The sequence below is a fragment of the Kytococcus sp. Marseille-QA3725 genome (assembly GCF_054950055.1).
Window position 1 is genome coordinate 482,348 of the sequence record NZ_JBUCLA010000002.1, and the last position, 20,996, is coordinate 503,343.

Genomic DNA, 20,996 nt, shown 5'->3' on the forward strand with positions numbered 1-20,996 from the left:
CGGCCTGCGGACGGATGCGCCGCCTCTGCGATGCTGGGGACATGAAGAACATCTCGCCGCAGGACCTGTCCGACGACGCCGTGGTGCTCGACGTCCGCGAGCCCGACGAGTGGGCCGCCGGCCACGCGCCCAACGCCGTGCACATCCCGCTGGGTGACGTCCCGGTGCGCGTCGCCGAGCTGCCCGAGACCGACGGCTCGCCGCTGCCGGTCGTCTGCCGCTCCGGTGGCCGCTCCAGCCGCGCCGCGGAGTGGCTCGAGGAGCAGGGCCACGAGGTCGTCAACGTCGACGGCGGCATGAAGGCCTGGGCCGCCGCCGGCAAGCAGATGGTGGCCGACTCCGGGGAGCCCCAGGTCATCTGACCGGCCGGCCCGGGCGGGGCGGCCCGGGCGGGGCGGTGCGGGGCGGTGCAACTCGGCGCTGCGCAGGCCTCCGGTTTCCGCACAGACCTCCGGCTTTCTCCGCCCCACCTCCGGGAAACTTTCAGACCCACCACGACGGCGTGGTGGGTCTGAATTTTTTCCGGAGGGGGCTGCCGGGCCGCCGCCGGCAAGCAGATGACCTCCGAGGCCGAGGACCCCAGGTCATCTGAGGCCGTGACCGGGGGCGGCACTCGCCCCGCTCCCGCCCCGCCCGCCCGTCGATGACGCGGCCTAAGCCACTCTGCACAAGTCCCTAGAGTCACCTCGACGGCCGCATAGGCTCCTCGCGTGGACCCGATCACCAACCCGTACGCCCCCGGCGCCGGCCAGCGCCCGCCGGAGCTCGCCGGCCGCGATGAGTACCTGCGCCAGTTCGACGTGGTGCTCGAGCGCATCCGCCGCGGCCGCCCGGACCGGTCCGTGCTGCTCACCGGCCTGCGCGGCGTCGGCAAGACGGTGCTGCTCAACGCCCTGCGCAGCCAGGCGGTGCGCGCCAACTGGGGCACCGGCAAGCTCGAGGCGCGCCCGGACCAGTCGCTGCGCCGCCCGCTGTCCAGCGCCCTGCACACCGCCGTGCGCGAGCTGGGCCACCCGCAGCAGGAGGACGTCGACCACGTGCTCGGCGTCATCAAGGCCTTCGCCCAGCGCGAGGCCCCGGCCAACGCCAAGCTGCGCGACCGGTGGAACCCCGGCATCGACGCCCCGGCGGTCTCCGGCCGCGCCGACTCCGGCGACATCGAGATCGACCTGGTGGAGCTGCTCACCGACGTGGGAGGTCTGGCGGCCGACGTGGGCAAGGGCGTGGGCATCTTCATCGACGAGATGCAGGACCTGGGTCCTGACGACGTCTCGGCCGTCTGCGCCGCGTTCCACGAGATCGGGCAGCAGGCCCTGCCGGTGCTCGTGGTGGGCGCCGGGCTGCCGCACCTGCCGGCGGTGCTGAGTGCCAGCAAGTCGTACTCCGAGCGGCTGTTCCGCTACCACCGCATCGACCGGTTGGACCGCGAGCAAGCGGCGCGCGCCCTGCAGGCCCCGGCCGCCGACGAGGGCGCCGAGTGGGAGGACGCCGCGCTCGCGGCCATGTACGCGGCCACCGGCGGGTACCCGTACTTCATCCAGGCCTACGGCAAGGAGGTGTGGGACATGGCGCCGGAGTCGCCCATCACCGCCGAGGACGTGAAGGTGGCCGCGCCGATGGCCGAGTCCGAGCTGGCCGTGGGCTTCTTCGGCTCGCGCTACGAGCGGGCCACGCCGGGCGAGCGGGAGTACCTGCGCGCCATGGCCGAGGCCGCGGTGACCGTGGCCGAGCAGGAGGTGGCCGCCGAGCAGGCCGATGCGGAGGAGCGCGCGGGTGTCGACGGCGCCGGTGGCGCCGGGGAGGCCCACGCGACGGCCGGCGGGGTGGCCGCGGAATCCCCCGACCCGCTCACCCGCGCCGAGGAGGTGGAAGCCGTGCCGACCTCCGTGGTGGCCGAGGTGCTGGGGCGCAAGCCGCAGTCGCTGTCCCCGGCGCGGGATGCGCTCATGAAGAAGGGGCTGATCTACGCCCCGGAGCGCGGGAAGATCGCGTTCACCGTGCCGCACTTCGGGCGGTACCTGCGGAACAGCCAGTGAGGGTGGTGTGCGGCCGGCACAGATGCCGGCCGCACGGCGCCCCGCCCCGCGGTCAGCCCTCGGCCGCCGGCCGGTCGGCGAGCTTGAGCCAGACGACGCCGCCGATGATGACGGCCAGCCAGCAGGCTTTGGTCACCGTCATCTGCTCGTCGAAGAACACGGGTCCGAGGGCGGCTGCGCCGACGGCTCCGATGCCGGCCCAGACGGCGTATCCGATGCCGACGTCGATGCCGCGCAGGGCGATGCTGAGGCAGAACAGGGTGAGCAGGAAGAACACGATGGCCACCAGCGACCAGGTGAGCTGGGTGAAGCCCTGACTGCCTCCGACGGACAGGGCGTACCCGACCTCGAACAGGCCGGCCAGCAGGAGGGTGGTCCAGGAGCGGGCGGGAGTGGGAGCGGACATGAGGGTTCCTTTCGCGGGGTGAGGAGCGCGGGGTCAGGCGGTGCCGGTGAGCTGGAGGCCGACGACGCCTCCGATGACCAGGGTGATGCCCAGTGCCTTGCTCGCGGTGAGGCGCTGGCCGAACAGCAGGGCGCCGAGCAGGACGATCCCGATGCCGGAGACCGAGGTCCAGATCGCGTAGCCCACGCCGACGTCGAAGGTGAGTAGGGCCAGGCTGAGGAAGTAGGTGCCGATGGCGCCGCAGACCAGGGTGATGACGGTCCAGGTGCGGTCGGCGAAGCCGTCGGCCTTGCCGGCGGCGATGGCCACGGCGGTCTCGAAGACGGGCTCATCCGATCTGAGGGTGTAGTCGTGGTCTGAAGCCGCCGGCTTCGAGGAGGGATCGGGCGACGTAGTGGGTCAGGTTGCGGAAGCCGAGGGCGGACCCTCGGAGGTGCTCGAGGCGGCCGTTGATCGCCTCGGTCGGGCCGTTGCTCGTGCCCGGCAGGTCGAAGAATGCGAGTACGTCTTCGGCCCGCTTGGTCAGCGTCCGCCCGAGCGTGACGAGCTCGCTCAGGGCGGTGGGAACGCCACGAGTCACCGAGTCGATCACGGCGGTCATCAGTGCCCGGCCTTCGCGCCGGTCTGGGTGGCGGTAGGCGGCGATCATGCGTTGGTAGATGCCCCAGGTCGCCTCGACCTCGACGTGCTCCTCGTCGGCGAACAGGGACTCGATCCTGCGGGCCTGCTTGTCGGTGAGCAGGTTGGCGCCAGTGTGCAGGGTCCGCCGCGCGCAGTAGAGCGGATCGCCGGCCCGGCCGCGGTGGCCGTGGAGATCTTGCTGGACCCGTCGGCGACAACGGTCCAGGGCGTCACCAGCGAGCCGGACCACGTGGAAGGGATCCATCACCGCGACCGCGTCGGGGAGCTCCTCGGCCGCAGCAGTCTTGAACCCGGTGAACCCGTCCATCGCCACCACCTCCACCCTGTCGCGCCATGCCTGGGTGCGGGCAGCGAGCCAGGTCTTGAAAGTGCTCTTCGATCGCCCCTGGACCATGTCGAGCAGGCGTGCTGGACCCGTCCCGTCGCGGATCGGGGTCAGATCGATGACGACGGTGACGTACTTCTCGCCGCTTCGGGTATGGCGCCAGACGTGCTCGTCCACTCCGACCACGGTGACGCCGTCAAACCGGGTGGGGTCATCGATCAGGACCCGTCGGCCCTCGGCCAGGACCGCGTCATTGGCGGTGTCCCAGGCCACTCCCAGAGCCTCGGCCAACCTGGCGACAGTCAGGTGCTGGGTCACCAGGGCCACCAGCGCCCACCGCACCGCTGCACGCGACAGCTTCGCCCGCCGGTCCGCCGCCGCAGTGGTGTCCTGGCGCCACACCCGCCGGCACGCCTGACAGCCGAAGCGACGCACCCGGATCAGCAGCGTGGTGGGCCGCCACCCGAACGGCTCATGCGCCAGCTGCCGGGTCACCGTGCCCCGCGCGGCGCCCTCGGCCCCGCAGTGCCGGCAGAACGCGTCGTCATCGCCCGCGACCACCCGGCATTCCAGCACCGCCCGGTCAGGCTCCACGCGCTGGCCAACCGCAACGAGGCCAAGCTCGTCCAGGCGGGCGAAGGTCGTCAGATCAGGGGCATCAAAGGTAAGTTCACGCACGTCGAGGTCTTCTGGTCGGGTCGGTGTAGGAACCCCCATCATCAGGGGACCTCGACCCCTACCTCGGCCCGGTCACACCACCACTGCTACACCCTCAGATCGGAAGAGCCCGAAGACGACGGCGACGGCGAGGTGGAGCCAGCTCATGAGGGGTCCTTTCGGGTGTGTTCTTCGAACGGTTCGAGGGCGTCGGGAACGGGTAGGTGGATGGCGGTGGTGGTGAGGTCGAGACGGTCGGCGCCCAGGGCGGCGTAGGAGGAGCGGTAGTCGAACCCCCATCGCGCGGCGTCGTCGCGCCCGACGGCGTAGTGGACGCCCGTGATGCCGTGGTCGGCGGCGACGCGGTAGCACAGGCCGCACGGTTCGCCGGTGGCGAGCAGGTGCAGGCCGGCCACCGACCCGCGCTCGCCCAGGGAGTGACGGAGGGCGACGATCTCGGCGTGGGCGGTGTGGTCACCGGTCTCCAGGACGCGGTTCACCCCGTAGGCCGAGGCGTACCCGTCCTCGGAGACCAGTTGACCGACGAAAGGCAGGCCGCCGGATCGGACGTGCTGCACGGCGAACCGGACGGCGTCGGCCATGTGGTCGGTGTAGGCGGTGGTCATGCCGTGGCCCGCTGGGCGTCATCCAGGGCGCGGCGCAAGACGCCCTCGTCGGCCACGCCGTCGATGCGGCGCTCCCCGATGACGATCGTGGGCACCACCCGGATCTCCATGCGCGTCGCCTCGGCCAGCGCGAGTTGGTGCCGCTCGGTGTACTGCTCGTCGGACAGGGCCGACCGGTAGGCGTCAGCGTCCAGGCCCACCTCGGTCGCCAGGCGGGTCAGGACGTTCCGGTCGCCGATGTCGAGGTCCTCGACGAAGAAGGCCCGCATCATGCGGCGGTGGTAGGCGTGGCCCAGGTTGTGGTCGGCGGCGTACTGGGCGCCGCGGAACGCCAGCGCGGTGTACGGCTGGGGAGAGACGGTGGGCAGGGTCATCGGGACGTCGTACCGGTGGGCCATGGGGTACACGGCCCGCTCCCAGATGGAGGGCAGGTAGGCGTCCTCGGGGCGCAGCGTCGGTGTGGGGTGTGGTCGTAGTTCGTGGGGGTGGTGGACGACCTCGACGTCGTCACGGCCGGCGATCGCCCGCTCGATCAGTTCGTCGGCGATCAGGCAGAACGGGCAGACGTAGTCGGACCAGATGTGGACCTGGGTGCGCATGGTGTCCTTCCGGGTCGGGCACCCGTGGTGGGTGCTGCCCGGCAAGGGTGGAAGTTGACACCGGTGTCAGGTGCAAGCATGGAGCCATGCGGATCGGTGAGCTGGCAGAGGCCAGTGGAGTGAGTACCCGGTCGCTGCGGTACTACGAGGAGCTGGGGTTGATCTGCTCCGCGCGGACCGCCGGCGGGTGGCGTGACTTCGAGGCGTGCATGGTCGAGCGGGTCATCATGATCCAGCACCTGTTCGCTGCCGGCCTGTGCGGCGTGACCATCGGCGAGCTGCTCCCGTGCCTGGAGGCACCGCCTGAGGAGCGCACCGGCGTGATGCGGGAGCTCCTGGCCCGGGAGGTCGCCCGCCTGCAGGAGAAGCGGCGGGACATCGACCGCGAGCTGGCGACCCTGGAGGCCCTGCGGCGCGAGGCGTGAGCGCCGGGGCGGTGCGCTCGCCGGCGTCTCAGGCGGTTCCCGGTCGGCGCGCTCGGCCCCGGCCCGGCAGGTTGGGTCGCACGCCCTCGTGCCAGGTGGTGGAGACCAGGCTCCGGTCCTGCATCGGGGTGCAGATGGCCACCCGCTGGTGGGGGTGCCCGTCCCCGGTGACCTCGTCGACCATCACCCGGGCGAGGTGCTGCCGGGCCGTGAAGCGCCCGGGGATGCTGTCCCGGCGGGTGGCGTACCCGGTGTGGGCCTCGGTGTTCGTCAGGGCCAGCGGGCGCAGGATGGTCCACCGCAGCCGGCTGGAGGAGACGGTCTGCTCCATGCGGCGCATGTCGGTGTAGACCGTGCGCCCCAGACGCTCCACCAGGGGCAACAGCGCCCGGCGCTCCCACCAGGAGGCGCCCTCGAGGTCCGGCTCGAGCCCTGCCGAGCTCGTCACCACGAGGCGGTCGGGCCCGTGGTCCTGCATCAGCCCCACCATCAGCTCGGCGGAGGCCGAGTAGAGCGTGACCCGTTGGCGGGTGAAGCGCACTCCCAAGGTCGAGAGCACGACGTCGGCCCCCGCGATCGCCTGCTTCACGTCGTCGTACCGGGTCGCGTCGCCGGCGAGCACGTGCAGGCGCTCGTGCTGGTGGGGGAAGGCGTCCGGGTGGCGGGTGACGGCACGCACCTCGACCCCGGCGTCCAGCAGCCCGGTGGTGACGAGGCGTCCGGTGGCCCCGTTGGCTCCGAAGACCGTGGCGATCATCAGCATCTCCTCGTGGTTCAGTCGTCGTCGCGGGGTGGCGTGGCCGCCCCGGTGTGAGTGGGGCGGGTGTCGCCCCGTCGGTCGAGTGACTCGGCCTCGGCGGTGACGATGTCGGCGAACCGCAGCAGGAGGCGGGTCACCTCGCGGGTGGTGTCGGTGGGCAAGGAGCCGGCCAGGTCGGCGATCCGGGTGTCTGCGCCGCGGTACAGCTCGCGCAGCTCGCCGAAGCGGCCGGTGGCCGTGAAGCGCGAGGAGCGGGCGTCGGCCGGGTCGGCCTCCCGCTCCACCCAACCCCGCGTGCGCAACCGGGCCAGGACGCCGGTGAGCGTGGCGGCCCGCAGACCGGTGCGGCGCGACAGGTACGACGGCGTGCACGGCCCGTCCCGGTCGATGACATCGAGGACGTCCAGGTCACGGGGGTTCAGCCCGGCCGCCGAGGCGACCCGTTCGTTGGCGATCTGCAGCTCGATGCGCAGGGTGCGGATGGCGTCCACCAGCTCGTGTCCCACTGCTCCTCCCGGGGTGCGTTCGCGGTGCGGTGCCCGACGGGAGCAATGTAGTACGAGACTCGTAGGAGTCGTCAAGGTCGGGTGGCGGGCGAGCGCGGCGCTCGGGCGCGCCGGTCCGGGGTGGCCGCCACCACCAGACCGGCTGCGAGGGTCAGCCCGGCGCCCACCAGAACGGCGCCCTGCAGTCCGCTCCCGGCGGCGATGACGCGGCTGCCCAGCGCGGTCGCGGCGGCGACGCCCAGGGTGATGCAGCTGGTGTGGATGGTGTTCACCAGCGCACTGGGATTGGCCACGGTGACCACACGGTTGACCAGGAGGGGGTTGAGGGCCATGCCTGTCGCTCCCAGAGCCACCAGGGCGAGGGTCACGGCTGGCGTCGAGTGCGGCATCGAGGCCAGGAGGACCAACGCGGCCAGCTGCACGGCGAGCCCGGCGAGCAGCCACCGGCCGGCGCGCCCGGGTGCCGCCCGGCCGCTGAGGTGGTTGCTGACGAACGCGGCCAGCCCGAAGCCCGTCATCACGAGGGTGGCCGCGCCGCCGGACAGGCCGGCCTGCGCCAACAACGGGTCGATGAGGGCGAACGCGGCGAAGGCTCCGCCGATGGTCAGGAAGCTGGCGGCGAACCGCGTCCACAGCGCGGGGGAGGCCAGGCGGGAAAGTCCCGCGTCGGTGTGGGCGCCAGCACTCGTGCTGGCCGGAAGGGCCACGGCGAGGCACAGGGCCATCAGGGCCGCGGCCACGCCGAGGGCGACGAACGAGGCACGCCATCCGGCCCACAGGCTCAGCAGGTGGCTCAGCGGCAGTCCCAGGAGGGTGCCGGCCATCAGTCCGGCCAGGATGGTGGAGACCGCACGGGGCTGGTGTGAGTCGTCCACCAGGGCCATGCCGGTGGTGAGCGTCAGGCCGAACGTGGCGCCGGACAGGGCTCCGGTGAGGCATCGGAAGGCCATCAACCCCGCGAGGTGGGGCATGAGAGAAGCGGCTGCCTCCGCCAGGGCGTAGGCCGTGACCACGCCGATGAGGGCCACCCGCGGGGGTGTCCCTTGGGCGGCTCGGGCCAGGACGGGGCCGCCGAGCGCGCTACCGAGGGAGTAGGCGGTCACCAGCAGGGCGAGGTCGGCCACCGGCCGGTGCAGGTCGTCGGCCATGTCGGTCAGCATCGCGGCGACCTGGAACTCGCTGGTGGTGACGACGAACAGGGTGCAGGCCAGGGCCAGGACGGGGATGCGGTGGGAGTGAGTGGTCATGCGCCACACCGTCGACCTTCATACTGGCGTGAAGGTCAAGTCCACGGAGGGTGAGCATGCGCATCGCTGAGGCCGCCGAGCAGGTCGGGGTCCCGACGCACCGGCTGCGGCACTACGAGGCCGTGGGTCTCGTGGTGCCCGATCGCACTACTGCCGGCTACCGCGACTACTCGGCCGAGCAGGTGGCGCGGGCACGGCAGGTCAAGGCCTTGTTCGACACGGGATTCACCGCCCGGGACGTGACCTTGATGCTGCCGTGCATGGAATCGGATCCGGCCCCGGAGGTGTGCTGTGAGGTGACCCGGGCTCGTCTCGCGGAGCGCCTGGGGGACATCCGGGAGCGGCGCGAGCAGCTGCAGACGACCGAGGACGCGCTGGCCGAGTGGTTGGGTGCCGGCGAGGCCGGTGGGTGACAGGCGGCGTCGGTCTGGGCGGCCGGATGTGGCGGCGCGCGGGCCCTGGTGGCGTGACCGGCAGGTGACCTGTCGGTCCGCTGCGCCCTTCGGGGACATGCCCGGGGACGAGCCAGGTGCAGGTGGGGATCGGTGGGGCAGTGAAAAGCGAACTCTCGCAGCGCAGTGCGCCTGTTATTCTCCGCCCGAGTCCTCAACCGGGGGGGGCTCATCCGTTGTGGAGGAAGTTATGACACACACTGTGATCAAGAAGTTGCTCGCGCCTGCGGCAGCCTTTGCGATGCTCGGAGCCCCGCTGATGACGGCCGCGCCTGCCGCTCATGCCACGCCCACGAACTGCACGTACTCGATCGACCGTCGCGACGTGACCGGTACCTGCAAGAGCGGTCGTGGTGAGTTCCGCATCCACCTCGACTGTGCCTATGCGCCAGACCGCTTCTCCACCTGGGGCCGCCCGGGTCAGCAGCGGACCATCAAGTGTTTGGTGGGCCAGCCCCGGAACGTGATGTTCGAGGTGCGGAACTAACGTCCGGGACCACTTGGGCGGGCGTGGCGACAGGTCGCCACGCCCGCCCGGTTCGATGCCGGGACTCGCGGGAGTGATGAGAATGACTGAGCTGGTGGTGGATCGGGCCACGATTCGGTACGGCACGCGGACGGCCGTCGAGGGGGTCTCCTGGCGGCGTGGACATGGACTGCACGGACTGCTCGGCGCGAACGGCGCGGGCAAGTCGTCCCTGCTGCGGGCCGTCGTGGCCCTGCAGCCCCTCGACGGGGGCAGCGTCACACTCGACGGCGCCCCGGTGCGTCAGGTGCGGGAGCGGGTGGGCTTCCTGCCGCAGGACAACCTCCGCCGGTCGCGGTTCACGGTGCGGGAGCACCTGGCCTACATGTGCTGGCTCAAGCGGTTGGACGACCGGGCCGCGGCGTCGGAGGTGGACCGCCTCCTGGGGCTCGTCGGCCTCGAGGCACGTGCCGATGACCGGATCCGGGTGCTGTCGGGAGGGATGCGGCGGCGGGTCGGGATCGCCTCGGCGCTGGTCGCCGGTCCCGAATTCATCGTGTTCGACGAGCCGACGGCCGGCCTCGACATGGGGCAGCGGGACTCTCTCAACGACCTGCTGCACCGGGTGTCGCGGGAGGCGATCGTCGTCATCTCCACGCACATCGTCGAGGACGTTCTCGACCACGCGGACACCGTCACGGTCATGGACCAGGGTTCGTTCGTCTTCGACGGGACCTTCGAGGAGTTCAGCCCCACCCGGGAGCTCTCGACGGTGCGCGCCAACTACCTCGCGCTGGTGGCGCAGTGAGGGGCTGGCTGCTCTGGGCCAGGCACCAGGAGCTGCCGCGCTGTGCCCTCGCCGCTGCCATCGCCACCGGTGTGATGGCGGCGCTGGTCGCCGCAGCCAGCGTGGGCGGGTCGATCGACGTGGGCCCGCTGTGGATCTCCGTCGCCATGTCGCTGCCCCTGCTCTTCGCCTTCGTGAACGAGCACGATCTCGACCGGATCGCGCCGCGATCACTGCTTGCTCGTCGCGGCGTGCTGGTGGCGGTCACGGTGGCGCTGACCGGCGTGCTGGCGGTGCTCGCCTTTCCCGGTGACCCCCAAGCGCTCGTCGCGTGGCGCAACGCCGCGGCCCTCATGGGGCTGGGGCTGCTGAGCCTGACCGTGGTGCCGCGTCCTGCCGTCTGGGTGCTCCCCATCGTCGCGGCACTCGGGTCGATGTTCGTCAGCTGGCCGGTGGAGCCCACCCTCCACGACGGGGTCATCGGCGCACTGCGAGCACCTGCCAAGCTGCGCTTCGAAGCCACCGGTGAACCCAACCTCAGCCTGCTCACCTGCGCGATCGTGTGGGCTGTGGGCGTGGGCTCGTACCTGTCGGGCCTGACGCTCCGTCGCCCTGGAGCGAGTCGGAAGGCCCGCGGCTCACGCGCAGGGCTCGCAGGGGGTCGCACCCGGCCGGGGCTGGGAGCAGTCGCGCTGACCGGGCCGCTGATGGGAGTCGTCGCGCTGTCCGTCCTCTGGACCCAGCTGGCGAGCCTTCCGTACTGGGGAGGGAGCCCCCGACTCCTGCTGGCCAGGGACCTGCCGGCGGCGCACTTCATCCTCATGGGGTCTGCCGCGGTGGCTGGCCTCGTCACCGGACAGGCCCGGTGGCGTGCGGGAGTGGCGCAGTGGGAGGAGCTCTCCACCCGCAGCCGCTCCGAGCTCATCGGCCGTGCTGCTGGCCGGGCCGCGCGCATCGCCGCCATCGGCCTGCTCGTCCCCATCGCCGTGCTGGCCCTCGTGGCGACCGCTGACCTGTCCCGACACGTCCCCGCGGAGGTGGCTCTGCGGGAGTTCGCTGCGGGCTGGCCCGTGGCGTGTGTCGTCGTGCTCGAGGGGGTGGTCCTTGCCGCGGTGGGGGCGGTCATCGGATGGTTCTCCGGGCGGGTGTGGCTGGCTCCGCTCTGGCTCGTCGTGGTGCTCGCTGTCGTGATCGCGACGCCGAGGCCCCCGTCCCAGGACGTGGATGCCCGCTGGGAGCAGGCCTACGGGTTCGAGAGTTGCGCGCGCAGCGCGAAGGTCGACCTCCAGGTGTGCGCTCCGGCCCCCGATGCCGGCTACGTCCCGGCCGCGCTGCGAACGGTGGAGGGTCTCTACACGTCGTCCGCCCACCCTGAGGCGCTGCCTCGCACCGTCCACCTCGTGACGACAGGTGTCATCTCGAGCAACGTGGGTGCCGATGGTGCGGACGTGCACCCCAGCATCGGGCAGTCCCACACGCGCGGGATGACGCCACCGGACGTCCTCCAGGGGCCGTCCGGGAACTCGCTGGCCTACACGACCGCCGCCTGGTGTCAGGGCGCCGACCTGGGGGACGTGCAGCAGCTGCTCGGGCTCGGGGAAGGTGCCAGCACGACGATGCCGGAGACCCTAACCGCTCTCCGAGCCTGTCGGGCGCGAGGTTGATCGCCGGGCGCGGCGGCCAGCACCTCGGCGAGTCGAGCAGTACCCGGGGACGGTTAGGTGACCAGCTCAGATGGCACGCGGTGGCCGCTGGTCCGGGCTGCCAGGGCGAAGGCCGCCGCCCCGCATTGGGATGGGCTCGGAGGTCCCATCCGTTGGCCCCGCGCTTTCACCCCGCCGGGGTCATGACCTCGATGCGGTTGCCGAAGCCGTCGCGGCAGTGGAACCGCTCGTAGCCGGGGAAGGTGGTCCGCTCGGCCCAGCTGATCTCGTAGCCGGCTGCCTCGATGCGGGCGCCCAGGGCCTCCAGGGCGGGCACGTCGGCCACCAAGAGGGCGGGGTGGGCCTTCTTGGCCGGAGTGAAGGGGTCCTCCACGCCGAGGTGGATCTCCAGGGTGATGGCCTCGCCGTCGTGGTCGTGGAACCAGCATCCGCCCCGGCCGGCCAAGGCTGCGGGCTTGTCGACCTCGGTCAGGCCCAGGGTGTCGGCGCCGAGGGGGCGCACGTCGGGTCACTGAGGGCGGGCACGGCTACCGTCGGCCCATGGTGAACCCGGTGCGCCACATCGAGCTGTGGACTGCGGATCTGGGCGCGACGGCACCGTCCTTCGACTGGCTGCTGGGCTCTCTCGGTTGGTCCGCGGGGGTCGACCCGGCCTGGCCGGCCGGGCGCACATGGCACCACCCCAGCGGGGTGTACGTCGTGCTGGAGCAGTCACCGGACGTCTCGGGGGTGCACGAGCGGACCCGTGCCGGCCTCAACCACCTGGCCCTGCGGGTCGCTGACCGTAGCGTGCTGGACCGACTGCGACGGGACTGCACGGACCACGGGTGGCGCGAGCTGTTCGCGGAGCGCTACCCGAACGCAGGCGGCGACCAGCACGTGGCGCTGTACCTGGAGAACGGCGAGGGGTTCGAGGTCGAGCTCGTGGTGGACTGATCCGCGGGGCCTCACCCGTCCCGCCGGCCGGTGAGCCCCTGCCCGATGCCGGCCGCCGCGATCGCCGCGAAGCCGGCCAGCTGCACGGCCGTGACGGGAGTGCCGTAGGCGATGCGGTCCACCACGACCGCGGCCGCGGGGTAGACGTAGGCCAGCACGGCGATGGTGGGTGTGCCCAGCCGCGGGTAGGCGGTGTAGATCACCAGGTACATCAGCGCGGTGTCCACCAGCCCCAGCGCGGTGAGGTGCCCCCATCCGGTGGGGGTGACGTCAGTGCCCTGGAGCGCCAGCGCCGGTGAGGTGACCAGCGCGCCGGCCAGCAGCTGGACGGTGACGATCACCAGCGGGTGCGGCGCCTCCTCGGCGTGCTGCTGGCTGCGCATCACGACGATCGAGCCGGCGTAGAGCGTGGCCGCCAGCAGGGTCAGACCGATGCCGATCCACAGGGCGCCCGGGTCGGTGTCGCCGGTGTCCCACGGCCGGGCGACCAGCACCACGCCCAGCAGCCCCAGCCCGGCCCAGGCGAGCGTCCGTCGCCCGACGCGCTCGCCGAGGAACACCACGCCCAGCCCGATGAGGAGGAAGGGCTCCACGTGGAAGATCACCGTGGCCACCCCGATGGACAACCGGTCGTAGGCGGAGAACAGCAGCAGCCAGTTGGCCACGAGCAGCACGCCGCTGGCGGCCAGGACCAGCCCGTCGCGCGAGGTGACGATGCGGTGGAGGGCCGCACGGGTGCGTGCCCGCGCCCCCACCACGGCCAGTAGTCCGGCCGCACCGATGGCGCAGCGCCAGAACACGACCGAGCCGACCGGTGCGCCGGACTCGACGACGAAGAAGCCCACGGTGCCGGACATGACCATGCCCAGCACCAGCAGGAGGGCGCCGGTGCCAGGGTGTGCGGGGTGCGTGCGCGACGGGGTCATGCCGCCATCGTCAGCAGCGATGACGGTGCAGCACCAGCAAACGATCCGGTGCGGTATCTGTAAGGTGCGCTGCATGTTGGACCGGGAGCTGCTGCGCGCCCTGCGGGCCGTCGTGGAGCTGGGCACGGTGACCGCTGCCGCGGACCACCTGCACCTCACCCCCTCGGCGGTGTCCCAGCAGCTGCAGCGTTTGCAGCGCCAGGCGGGGGTGGAGCTGCTGGCGCGCCGGGGGCGGCGGCTGCATCCGACCCACGCCGCGCAGGTGCTGGTGGACGCGGCCGGGGAGATGGACCGGGCCGACGCGCGGGCGCGCGCCCGCCTCGAGGAGCTGCAGGAGACCCCCACGGGCGTGGTGGTGCTCGGTGGGTTCCCCAGCGCGTGCCGGGGTCTGCTCGCGCCGGTGGTGGCCCAGGTGCGGGTCGAGCACCCGGGCGTGCAGGTGGTGGTGCACGAGCTCTACCCCGAGGAGGGGGTGGACCGGGCCGTGCGGGGCCAGGTCGACCTCGCCGTGGTCCACGAGTGGGCCGAGGTGCCGCTGGCGGTCCCCGCGGCGCTGCGGGTGGACGAGCTGGGCACCGACGACGTGGACCTCGTCGTCCCGCGCGGCCACCGGGCGGCGCGTCAGGAGTCGGTGCGGGTGGCCGAACTGCCCGGCGAGCGGTGGATCACCGACACCACACAGGTCTACGCACGGTGGCTGCAGCGCTCGCTGGACGCGGCGCGGATCCCCTACGAGCTCGGTGGGCTGGTCAACGAGCTCGACACACAGGCGCGGCTGACCGGCGCCGGGCTGGGGCTCAGCATCGTGCCGCGGTTGGGGCGCGGGGCCCTGCCCGATGACGTGGTGGCCGTGCCCATCGACGGGCCGACCCCGGTGCGGCGGTTGTTGCGGGTGGAGCGCAAGGACGCGGTCGACCGCCCCGCTCTCGAGGTCGTCCGCCGGGCCGTCGACCAGCAGGCCGAGGCGGTGCTCAGGGCGCCGTCACCTGGACGGTGAGGTCGGGGAAGCCGGTGAGGTCCTGATCAGTGGGTCGGTCGGGGCCGTCGACGTGCGCCAGGAAGGTCACGACGGTGCCGGTGCGTCCCCGGGGCGGGACGGCCGTGAGCTCGGCATCGGGGATCCCACGGCGGTAGGTCTGGGACCAGGCGCCGTCGGTGCGGTGGTTCTCGTGGGTGAGGACCTCGCTGAGGGCGGCGACGGTGGAGATGCCGCGGCGCGGGCGTCCGTCGGGCAGCACGGGCGAGGTGGTGGGGTCGGTGAAGCGCACGTCGGGGGTGGCCATGACGGGTTTGCGGACGGGGTGGCCGTGCTCGTCCGTGCGGGTGTCGGTGCCGCGGCCGTCGTCGTCGACGCCCACGGACCCGTCGGGGTGCAGGGTCACGATGACGTTGCCGCGCCGCCCGGTCGCCGCGGCCTCGTCCTGCGCGTAGGCGAGCACCTCCAGGATGAGATGGCGCACGCCCCCGCTGGCGCCGGGTGTGGACAGCTCGTGCCGGACGGTCTCCAGGTGGGCGTGGTCGACGTCATCGGCCCAGTCGTGGGTGGTCGTGGCCCAGGAGCTGCGGTCGCTCATGGCCTCAGGCTAGGGCGCGGGGGTCCCAGGCCAACGGGAGTCGGCGCGGGCGCCCCCGGTGCTGACGCCCGTGGGAGCCGTCGGGTAAATCCATTGCCCCACCCCCGTCACGTGCCACGGTGCGCCGGTGAACCGACCCAGCCCCTGGCCCAAGACCGTCGATGGCGTGCTGCTGCGTGATCCCCTCCCGGCGGACGTGGAGGTCATCGCGAGCTTCCGGAACCTGCCGGAGGTGAACCGCTGGATGCTCCGCACGCACGTCGAGCCCGACACGCTGCGCGCGGAGCTCCTGGCCGTCCCCACCAGCGAGACGGATTTCTCCTGCATCGCGGAGGTCGACGGCGAGGTCGCGGGCGTCGGCTTCCTCGAGATCGAGGACGGCATGGGGCAGCCGGGCATGCCGCGGGGGACCGAGGCAGGGGTCGGGTACCTCGTGCGGCCGGGTTTCGGGGGGCGCGGGGTCGGCTCGGCCATCGGGCGGGGCGTCGTGGAGGCGGCGTTCGTGGACCTGGGGCTGCGGCGCGTCATGGCGGGGTGCTTCGCCGACAACCACGCCTCGGTGCGCATCCTGGAGAAGGCCGGTCTGCGCCGTGAGCAACACGGGCGGGGTGACTCGTGGCACGCGGAGCTCGGCTGGGTCGACGGCTACACCTACGGCGTGCTCCGGGAGGACTGGCTGGCCACCGGAGGGGTACTCCGGACGTCGCAGGTCACGCCCTGACGTACCGGGCGGTGCGGCGTTCGCCGACAAGGCGGAGTTCTCCCCGGTCCACGAGTCGCTTGAGGATGGTTCGGGCCTGGGGCGGTTCCACGTGGCACAGGCCGGCTGCGTCGCCGCGGGTGATCTGCCCGTACGCGTCCACGTAGTCGAGGACCATGCGTTCCTGCTGAGCCTGGTCGGCACCCTTGATGCGCACGTACGCCGGTCGGTCCCGGGCGGCGTCGTAGAACGCCGGCGTGAGCAGGTGGCGACGTCCGCGGCCGTGCCCACGGGCATCGAGGAGTCCGGCCTCCACCAGGCGTGTGCTGGCCGACCGCACTGCGGCAACGGACAGGTGGAGGTCGTCAGCCAGATCGGCTGCAGTGGCGGTTCCGTACTCCTTCACTTGGTGGATGACCCGGAGCTCGGTCAGGGAGAGGGGCTGCTGGTGCTCGTTCTCCCAGGTCACGAGGAACCGCGCCAGGTCCAGGTCCGCAGTGCCCAGGGACACGGCCACCGTCACGGACTCGGTCGTGGTGAGGCTGTAGTCCGGGACCTCGCGTCCTGCGCGGATCTGGCTCGCGAACATGTCGTTGACCCCACCGCCACGACGCTCGACCAAGCCCGCACGTTTGAACGCGTCCGCGAGGATCGGGCTGCGCGGGCGGGACTGCTCGAGGATGTTGCTCGTGGTGACCCCAGGAGGGAACCCGCCGGGGTTGGTGACGGCGAACCGCTCGTCGTTCAGTTGCACGACGGTGGGTCCCACGGCGGAGTAGTCACGGTGCACCAAGGCGTTGGCGACGGCCTCGCGACGAGTCAGTGCGGGAATGAGTGGGATCTCGACGCGGGTCATGCCCACCATCACCTCGGTGACGGTGTTTCGGGAGTCCACGAGGGCAGTGAGTTCTTCGGCAGCCTTGATCAGGGGCACGATGAAGCGTTCGTTGACAGGCGGTTCGCTCCGCCGCAGATCCTGGAAGAGGACCTCGGCGTTCGGGGTCCACCTGCTGACGGCCTCCTCCCGCCCGAACAGCAGGACGGCACCCAAGGTCACGTCGGCGTGGCGAGTGGTCAGACCGAGGGCCATGAGGATGTCCTCGTTCGACGCGTTGGCGAGTGAGTCTCCGCTCAGGGCGCACTGTGCGCGGTAGCGGTCGAACTCGCCGGGGTCGAGGTCGCTCATCGTGGCGTCCAGAGCCGGGGCGTTGGCGTAGTCCTGTCCGCGCGTGAGCATGCTCCGGCTGGCGATCTCATGGACGCTCATGGGCAGGCACTGTGGCTCTCCCTTGGCGTCCAGGGCCCTGCGGGTGAAGACGCCGTCCTTGGTGCCGACAGGTCCCGGGTCGGCGGCGGGGATCTCGATCCACAGGACATCGTGGCCCTGGGTCGTGGTGAGGCCGGTTCGCGCGGGCAGGGGCGGATCGGTGAGGTTCTGGATGAGCGCGGCCACGCGATGTGGCTCCGTGGTGTCCCCGTGGCGCGGCGGGAACCCCACTGCCGTCCCGTCATCGTCAACCCCGACGAGCAGCACCCCGCCTTGACCGTTCGCCATGCACGCCACGGCACGGACCAGATCCTTGTCGTTGATGGATCGTTTGAACTCCGTGGTCAGGTTCTCGCCCTCAGCGAGCAGCGCGTCGATGTCCACGAACCCATAGTTCCTCAAAAGTTTGACATCACGCAACAGGCCGACATGTGACCTCAAAACTTTGAAAAGTTATGGAGTGGTGCTGGGTGCCGGTGATGCGGGCGGCAGCGCGCGGCAGATGCGCCAGCTGGAGCCGGTTCACGCGGGCGGCTCCTCGTGGGTGGCGCGGAAGGACGCCAGGGCAGCGCGCCGCTGCTCCTCGCTCAGCACCCCGGCGAACGGGGAGTTCTGTCGCAGCTCGCACGCGCGGGGGCTGGTGCTGGCCAAGGTCCTGGCGGTGGTCTCCAGTCCCTGGTCGAGGATGCGTTCCCACTCCCGCAGGTACTGCTGCGTCATGCCGTCCGTGCGGTGCATCGTGGCCCAGCACGCGATGTTGTCCCGCGCGGTCGACATGACCTCATCCGGCCGGGTGAGCAGGGGGGTGAGCACGGCCAAGTGCAGCCACAGCTGTCGGCGTTGGTCGGGGGTGAGGGCATCTGCGCCGACGATCTCCTCGAGATCGCGGCGGCGGACCAGGCGGTGGGTTCCGAGTCGGATGCTGGGGAGGTCGCCCCGGTTGCAGAGGTTGACGACGTGCTGGCGGGAGACGCCGAGGATCTCGGCGGCCTCACCGGTCTTCACGAGTGCATCGGTCGTCATGGTGTCAGCGTAGCCAAACCACCAAAAACACAACAAGGTGTTGTGGCCTTCTCAGGTGGCTCAGAGCGTGATGATCACGGCGTGAGGCTCCCGAGGCTCGCCAGCTTCTCCGGGTTGGCGTGCACCTGGATGCCGGTGACCTGCCCGTCGCCCAGCTCGAGGACGTAGAGGTACCGCCCGTGGACGCTGGTGAACAGCATCGCGGGCACCCCGTTCACGTGGTGCGCCTCGGCGGACTGCAGCAGACGGGCCACACCGGTGAGAAAGGCGACCACCTTGGTGCGGCCGCGCACGGGCCGGCGGGTGGCGCGGACCCGGCCGCCGCTGTCGGCCCAGAGGACGCAGTCCCCGGAGACCAGGCGCACCACCTGCTCGACCTCACCGGCGGTGACGGCGTTGACCAGGGCGGTCAGGAGGGCGGCGTGCTCGGACCGGTCGGCCTCGGTGACGTCCGGGGCGGCTCCCAGCCGGGCCCGGGCGCGACGGACGACCTGCCGGCAGGCCGCCGGCGACCGCCCCACGCACTCGGCGATCTCGGTGTAGGGCACGTCGAAGGCCTCGCGCAGCACGAACACCGCCCGGTCCTCGGGCGTCAGCTGCTCCATGAACCGCAGCAGTCCCAGCCCGAGCAGGGACCGCGTCTCGGCGACGTCCTCGGGGAGCCGGTCGGTGGCCACCGGCTCGGGCAGCCACGGCCCCACATAGTCCTCCCGGCGTGCCTGGGCGCGGCGACCGGCGTCGATGGCCAGACGGGTGACCACGGTGGTCAACCAGGCCGCGGGTTGGTGCAGGTCGGTCGCGCCCTCGAGGCGGGGCCAGGACTGGGCGACGACGTCCTCGGCGTCTTGCCAGCTGCCGAGGATGCGGTAGGCAAGCGCCGTGAGCCGGGGGCGCTCCTCGTCCCAGACCCGGGCCAGGGCTGCCGCGTCGGTGGTCACGCCTCGAGTCTGGTGGCGATGTTGATGCGGTTCCACACGTTGATGGTGGCGATGCCCAGGACGAGGTTGCCCAGCTGGGTCTCGCCGAAGTGCTCGGCGGCCTGGTCCCACACCTCGTCGCTGATGCCCACCTCGGGGTCGATGCGGGTGAGGTGCTCGGTGAGCACCAGGGCGGCGTTCTCTGCATCATCGAGAAGGGGGCTGGGCAGGGGGTCGGTGCCGGCGGCGGTGATGCACTCGGGGGTCTCGCCGTCCTTGCGCAGGGCGGTGGTGTGCATGTCGATGCAGAAGTGGCACTGGTTCAGCTGGGAGGCGCGCAGCTTGACCATCTCGTGCAGGCGCTTGGGCAGGTGGGTGCGGTTGTAGCCCTCCAGGCCGAGGACGGCGGCCATGCCCAACTTGTGGGTCCGGCGAAGGTCGGGGCGGGTCATCAGGGGTTCCTCTCGCGATGGGTGCGGGGTTCACCTGTCTGACGTAGCCGGGGTCCGGGATGTGACAGCCGGGTTCAGGGTTGGGATGCGAGCCGGTAGGTCGTGGTTCGGTCGCCTTGGCGGCCCTCCATGAGGACCACCCCCTCGGCGAGGGGCCTCTTCAGCGCATACCGCACCTGCCCGATGTTCAGCGATGATTCAGCGGCGAGGTCGTGGATGGAGATGCCCTCGGAATGACTGAGAGTCCGCAGGACACGCGCCTCGTGGCGTGTGGGGGTGGAGCTCTTCGGCGCCGTGTGGGAGCCGTCTTCGCCCTCTGTCCCCTCTGGCTGGAGGCCCCGCGCGGTCTCGTCGGGTCGCCAGAGCAGGGCCTTGAACTGCACGCCAGTGTCGATGAGCTGTGGCCTGGGCAGTCCCCGTGCCCGGGCAGCCCGGAACACTGCGCTGATGCCCCCTCCCTCCCCCTCGATGATGGCGGCTCCATCGGGCGTCGCCAGCTTCTTCGCGATCTGGTAGAGGCGTTGGTTGACTGCGGCCTGAGCGTGTTCGCTGCTCGTCAGCTGAGCCAGGGACACCCCGCGGAGCCCGCCCGGGCTCTGGATGAACAGGTTGCGGGGTGTCAGGCGGACCTGGATGGCCTTTCCGACCCCCAGGGTGCTCGGTCCCAGGTCTCGGTGGATCAGAGCGTTGGCGAGCAACTCACGTACAGCGTTGAGGGGCACCTCCGCCATGGCCTCCATGTGGCCGTCGTCCCTGTACCGGCGGACGGTGTCGACGTTGTCGCGGACCCATTCCATGAGGCCCTCGAGCAGTACGGGGACCGGCCCGGTGAAGTCCTGCAGGTTCCGGTTGCGTGGCTGCCCCTCTCCGCCGGGCAGCTGCACGGCAGCCGTGACGGTGAGGGCTGGGTACTGCCCTTGGGGGTAGTCGCCGAGGGCGTAGAGCCCCGCCAGGGTGGGCACGCCGGAGGCGGTCAGGACGTTGGTGACCTGCAGGATCTGCTCGTCGCTGCGTTCCCGTAGGCGGTGGTCGTGTGCCCTCGCGGTGGTCAGGTAGGCGTCCACCAGGTCGGGGAGCAGATCTGCCCGGCTGCGCCCTCTTGCTGGTGAGAGGTCGTACTCCACCTGTTCGTCGGTGTGGAGCTTCGCGATCTCGATCATGCGGAGTTCGTGTTCCTGCATGACGTAGTCCCCGTCGGCCTGCCGCAGGTAGGCCCGGCCACCCGTTGTGGCGGGGCGGTCGGAGAGACGCAGTGGGGCCACGTGGGCCACCAGGACGGTCGCATCCCCGGCCTGAAGTTCTTCGGTCGAGATGTGAGGGCTCGGAGTGACGGACTGCCGGGCAGTATTTGCCAGACCAGCCGCCATCGCCGCTACGTCGTCCACGCCAGTGACGCGGAACGCGCCCTGTGCCTCGTCGACGCCGAGGATGATCGTCCCGCCCGTCGGCATGTTGGCGAAGGCGCAGATGGTCTCCGCGAGTGCGGGCAGTCCTCCGGATGCGCGCTTCACCTCGATGGAGGTCGTGTCTCCGCGGCGGGCCCGCATGTGGCTCAAGACCGTTTGGAGATGAGCCGTGGTCCACGTCATGACTGCAGACTACA

General features: G+C 71.4%; 25 protein-coding genes and 1 pseudogene. 10 read left to right on the plus strand and 16 right to left on the minus strand.

Going from position 1 to position 20,996, the window contains the following annotated elements; translation table 11 throughout:
• Positions 1-41: 41 nt before the first annotated feature.
• Positions 42-362, plus strand: a complete 321-nt coding sequence (locus ACY8FT_RS10340) for a rhodanese-like domain-containing protein (protein ID WP_462418812.1) — start codon at positions 42-44, stop codon at positions 360-362.
• 348 nt (positions 363-710) lie between these two features.
• A complete protein-coding gene (locus tag ACY8FT_RS10345; RefSeq protein WP_462418813.1) occupies positions 711-2,036 on the plus strand; it encodes an ATP-binding protein in 1,326 nt (441 codons plus the stop codon).
• A 52-nt stretch (positions 2,037-2,088) separates the two neighbouring features.
• Here ACY8FT_RS10345 and ACY8FT_RS10350 read toward each other — a convergent pair whose 3' ends face one another.
• From ACY8FT_RS10350 to ACY8FT_RS10370, 5 genes and pseudogenes are all read right to left on the minus strand, one after another.
• A complete protein-coding gene (locus ACY8FT_RS10350) occupies positions 2,089-2,442 on the minus strand; it encodes a DMT family transporter (RefSeq protein WP_462418814.1) in 354 nt (117 codons plus the stop codon).
• A 33-nt stretch (positions 2,443-2,475) separates the two neighbouring features.
• Positions 2,476-2,754 (minus strand): annotated as a pseudogene (locus ACY8FT_RS10355) (DMT family transporter); the annotation flags it as partial.
• A gap of 16 nt (positions 2,755-2,770) precedes the next feature.
• Positions 2,771-4,126: an ISL3 family transposase gene (locus ACY8FT_RS10360; RefSeq protein ID WP_462418377.1), complete on the minus strand. Its 1,356-nt coding sequence runs from the start codon at positions 4,124-4,126 to the stop codon at positions 2,771-2,773.
• A gap of 104 nt (positions 4,127-4,230) precedes the next feature.
• A complete protein-coding gene (locus ACY8FT_RS10365) occupies positions 4,231-4,692 on the minus strand; it encodes a tRNA-specific adenosine deaminase (protein ID WP_462418815.1) in 462 nt (153 codons plus the stop codon).
• A complete protein-coding gene (locus ACY8FT_RS10370) occupies positions 4,689-5,291 on the minus strand; it encodes a DsbA family oxidoreductase (protein ID WP_462418816.1) in 603 nt (200 codons plus the stop codon). The genes ACY8FT_RS10365 and ACY8FT_RS10370 overlap by 4 nt, the downstream gene beginning before the upstream one ends.
• Positions 5,292-5,377: 86 nt before the next feature.
• Here ACY8FT_RS10370 and ACY8FT_RS10375 point away from each other — a divergent pair, with 86 nt between their 5' ends.
• The gene (locus tag ACY8FT_RS10375) at positions 5,378-5,716 is read left to right on the plus strand and encodes a MerR family DNA-binding transcriptional regulator (RefSeq protein ID WP_462418817.1); all 339 of its coding nucleotides are present in this window, start codon (positions 5,378-5,380) and stop codon (positions 5,714-5,716) included.
• Between the two features lie 28 nt (positions 5,717-5,744).
• On the opposite strand, the gene ACY8FT_RS10380 is transcribed toward ACY8FT_RS10375, so the two are convergent.
• The 3 genes from ACY8FT_RS10380 to ACY8FT_RS10390 all read right to left on the minus strand — a co-directional run bounded on the left by ACY8FT_RS10380 (position 5,745) and on the right by ACY8FT_RS10390 (position 8,229).
• Positions 5,745-6,473: an NAD(P)-dependent oxidoreductase gene (locus ACY8FT_RS10380; protein ID WP_462418818.1), complete on the minus strand. Its 729-nt coding sequence runs from the start codon at positions 6,471-6,473 to the stop codon at positions 5,745-5,747.
• Positions 6,474-6,490: 17 nt separating this feature from the next.
• Complete coding sequence (locus tag ACY8FT_RS10385) at positions 6,491-6,982, minus strand: MarR family winged helix-turn-helix transcriptional regulator (RefSeq protein ID WP_462418819.1); 492 nt, start codon at positions 6,980-6,982, stop codon at positions 6,491-6,493.
• A 71-nt stretch (positions 6,983-7,053) separates the two neighbouring features.
• Positions 7,054-8,229, minus strand: coding sequence for an MFS transporter (locus tag ACY8FT_RS10390; protein WP_462418820.1), 1,176 nt, complete (start codon positions 8,227-8,229; stop codon positions 7,054-7,056).
• Between the two features lie 56 nt (positions 8,230-8,285).
• Between ACY8FT_RS10390 and ACY8FT_RS10395 the strand changes: the two genes are divergently transcribed.
• The 4 genes from ACY8FT_RS10395 to ACY8FT_RS10410 all read left to right on the plus strand — a co-directional run bounded on the left by ACY8FT_RS10395 (position 8,286) and on the right by ACY8FT_RS10410 (position 11,598).
• Positions 8,286-8,642, plus strand: coding sequence for a MerR family transcriptional regulator (locus ACY8FT_RS10395; protein WP_462418821.1), 357 nt, complete (start codon positions 8,286-8,288; stop codon positions 8,640-8,642).
• 241 nt (positions 8,643-8,883) lie between these two features.
• Positions 8,884-9,168 carry a hypothetical protein gene (locus ACY8FT_RS10400; RefSeq protein WP_462418822.1) on the plus strand — a complete coding sequence of 95 codons (285 nt, stop codon included), beginning with the start codon at positions 8,884-8,886 and terminating at the stop codon, positions 9,166-9,168.
• A gap of 82 nt (positions 9,169-9,250) precedes the next feature.
• Positions 9,251-9,955, plus strand: coding sequence for an ATP-binding cassette domain-containing protein (locus ACY8FT_RS10405; RefSeq protein ID WP_462418823.1), 705 nt, complete (start codon positions 9,251-9,253; stop codon positions 9,953-9,955).
• Positions 9,952-11,598, plus strand: a complete 1,647-nt coding sequence (locus ACY8FT_RS10410) for a hypothetical protein (RefSeq protein WP_462418824.1) — start codon at positions 9,952-9,954, stop codon at positions 11,596-11,598. Before ACY8FT_RS10405 ends, ACY8FT_RS10410 begins: the two co-directional genes overlap by 4 nt.
• Positions 11,599-11,764: 166 nt before the next feature.
• Here ACY8FT_RS10410 and ACY8FT_RS10415 read toward each other — a convergent pair whose 3' ends face one another.
• Positions 11,765-12,100, minus strand: a complete 336-nt coding sequence (locus ACY8FT_RS10415) for a VOC family protein (protein ID WP_462418825.1) — start codon at positions 12,098-12,100, stop codon at positions 11,765-11,767.
• Positions 12,101-12,138: 38 nt separating this feature from the next.
• Between ACY8FT_RS10415 and ACY8FT_RS10420 the strand changes: the two genes are divergently transcribed.
• Positions 12,139-12,534 (plus strand): VOC family protein, encoded by a 396-nt coding sequence (locus ACY8FT_RS10420; RefSeq protein ID WP_462418826.1) that lies wholly within the window; start codon positions 12,139-12,141, stop codon positions 12,532-12,534.
• A gap of 11 nt (positions 12,535-12,545) precedes the next feature.
• On the opposite strand, the gene ACY8FT_RS10425 is transcribed toward ACY8FT_RS10420, so the two are convergent.
• Positions 12,546-13,460 (minus strand): DMT family transporter, encoded by a 915-nt coding sequence (locus ACY8FT_RS10425; protein WP_462418827.1) that lies wholly within the window; start codon positions 13,458-13,460, stop codon positions 12,546-12,548.
• 73 nt (positions 13,461-13,533) lie between these two features.
• Between ACY8FT_RS10425 and ACY8FT_RS10430 the strand changes: the two genes are divergently transcribed.
• A complete protein-coding gene (locus tag ACY8FT_RS10430; RefSeq protein ID WP_462418828.1) occupies positions 13,534-14,457 on the plus strand; it encodes a LysR family transcriptional regulator in 924 nt (307 codons plus the stop codon).
• Here the strand turns inward: ACY8FT_RS10430 and ACY8FT_RS10435 are convergent.
• Positions 14,432-15,034 (minus strand): ATP-binding protein, encoded by a 603-nt coding sequence (locus tag ACY8FT_RS10435; RefSeq protein WP_462418829.1) that lies wholly within the window; start codon positions 15,032-15,034, stop codon positions 14,432-14,434. The two genes, ACY8FT_RS10430 and ACY8FT_RS10435, sit on opposite strands and share 26 nt — an antisense overlap.
• Before the next feature lie 127 nt (positions 15,035-15,161).
• On the opposite strand from ACY8FT_RS10435, the gene ACY8FT_RS10440 reads away from it, so the two are divergent.
• A complete protein-coding gene (locus ACY8FT_RS10440; protein ID WP_462418830.1) occupies positions 15,162-15,755 on the plus strand; it encodes a GNAT family N-acetyltransferase in 594 nt (197 codons plus the stop codon).
• Here ACY8FT_RS10440 and ACY8FT_RS10445 read toward each other — a convergent pair.
• The 5 genes from ACY8FT_RS10445 to ACY8FT_RS10465 form a co-directional block, all read right to left on the minus strand.
• Positions 15,745-17,385, minus strand: a complete 1,641-nt coding sequence (locus ACY8FT_RS10445) for a DNA glycosylase AlkZ-like family protein (RefSeq protein WP_462418831.1) — start codon at positions 17,383-17,385, stop codon at positions 15,745-15,747. The genes ACY8FT_RS10440 and ACY8FT_RS10445 overlap by 11 nt on opposite strands.
• Positions 17,386-17,523: 138 nt before the next feature.
• Positions 17,524-18,024: a helix-turn-helix domain-containing protein gene (locus ACY8FT_RS10450; RefSeq protein ID WP_462418832.1), complete on the minus strand. Its 501-nt coding sequence runs from the start codon at positions 18,022-18,024 to the stop codon at positions 17,524-17,526.
• A 74-nt stretch (positions 18,025-18,098) separates the two neighbouring features.
• Complete coding sequence (locus ACY8FT_RS10455) at positions 18,099-18,962, minus strand: sigma-70 family RNA polymerase sigma factor (RefSeq protein ID WP_462418833.1); 864 nt, start codon at positions 18,960-18,962, stop codon at positions 18,099-18,101.
• A complete protein-coding gene (locus tag ACY8FT_RS10460) occupies positions 18,959-19,393 on the minus strand; it encodes a carboxymuconolactone decarboxylase family protein (protein WP_462418834.1) in 435 nt (144 codons plus the stop codon). Before ACY8FT_RS10460 ends, ACY8FT_RS10455 begins: the two co-directional genes overlap by 4 nt.
• 74 nt (positions 19,394-19,467) lie before the next feature.
• On the minus strand, positions 19,468-20,982 hold the full coding sequence (locus ACY8FT_RS10465) for an ATP-binding protein (protein WP_462418835.1): 1,515 nt from the start codon (positions 20,980-20,982) through the stop codon (positions 19,468-19,470).
• Positions 20,983-20,996 lie beyond the last annotated feature (14 nt).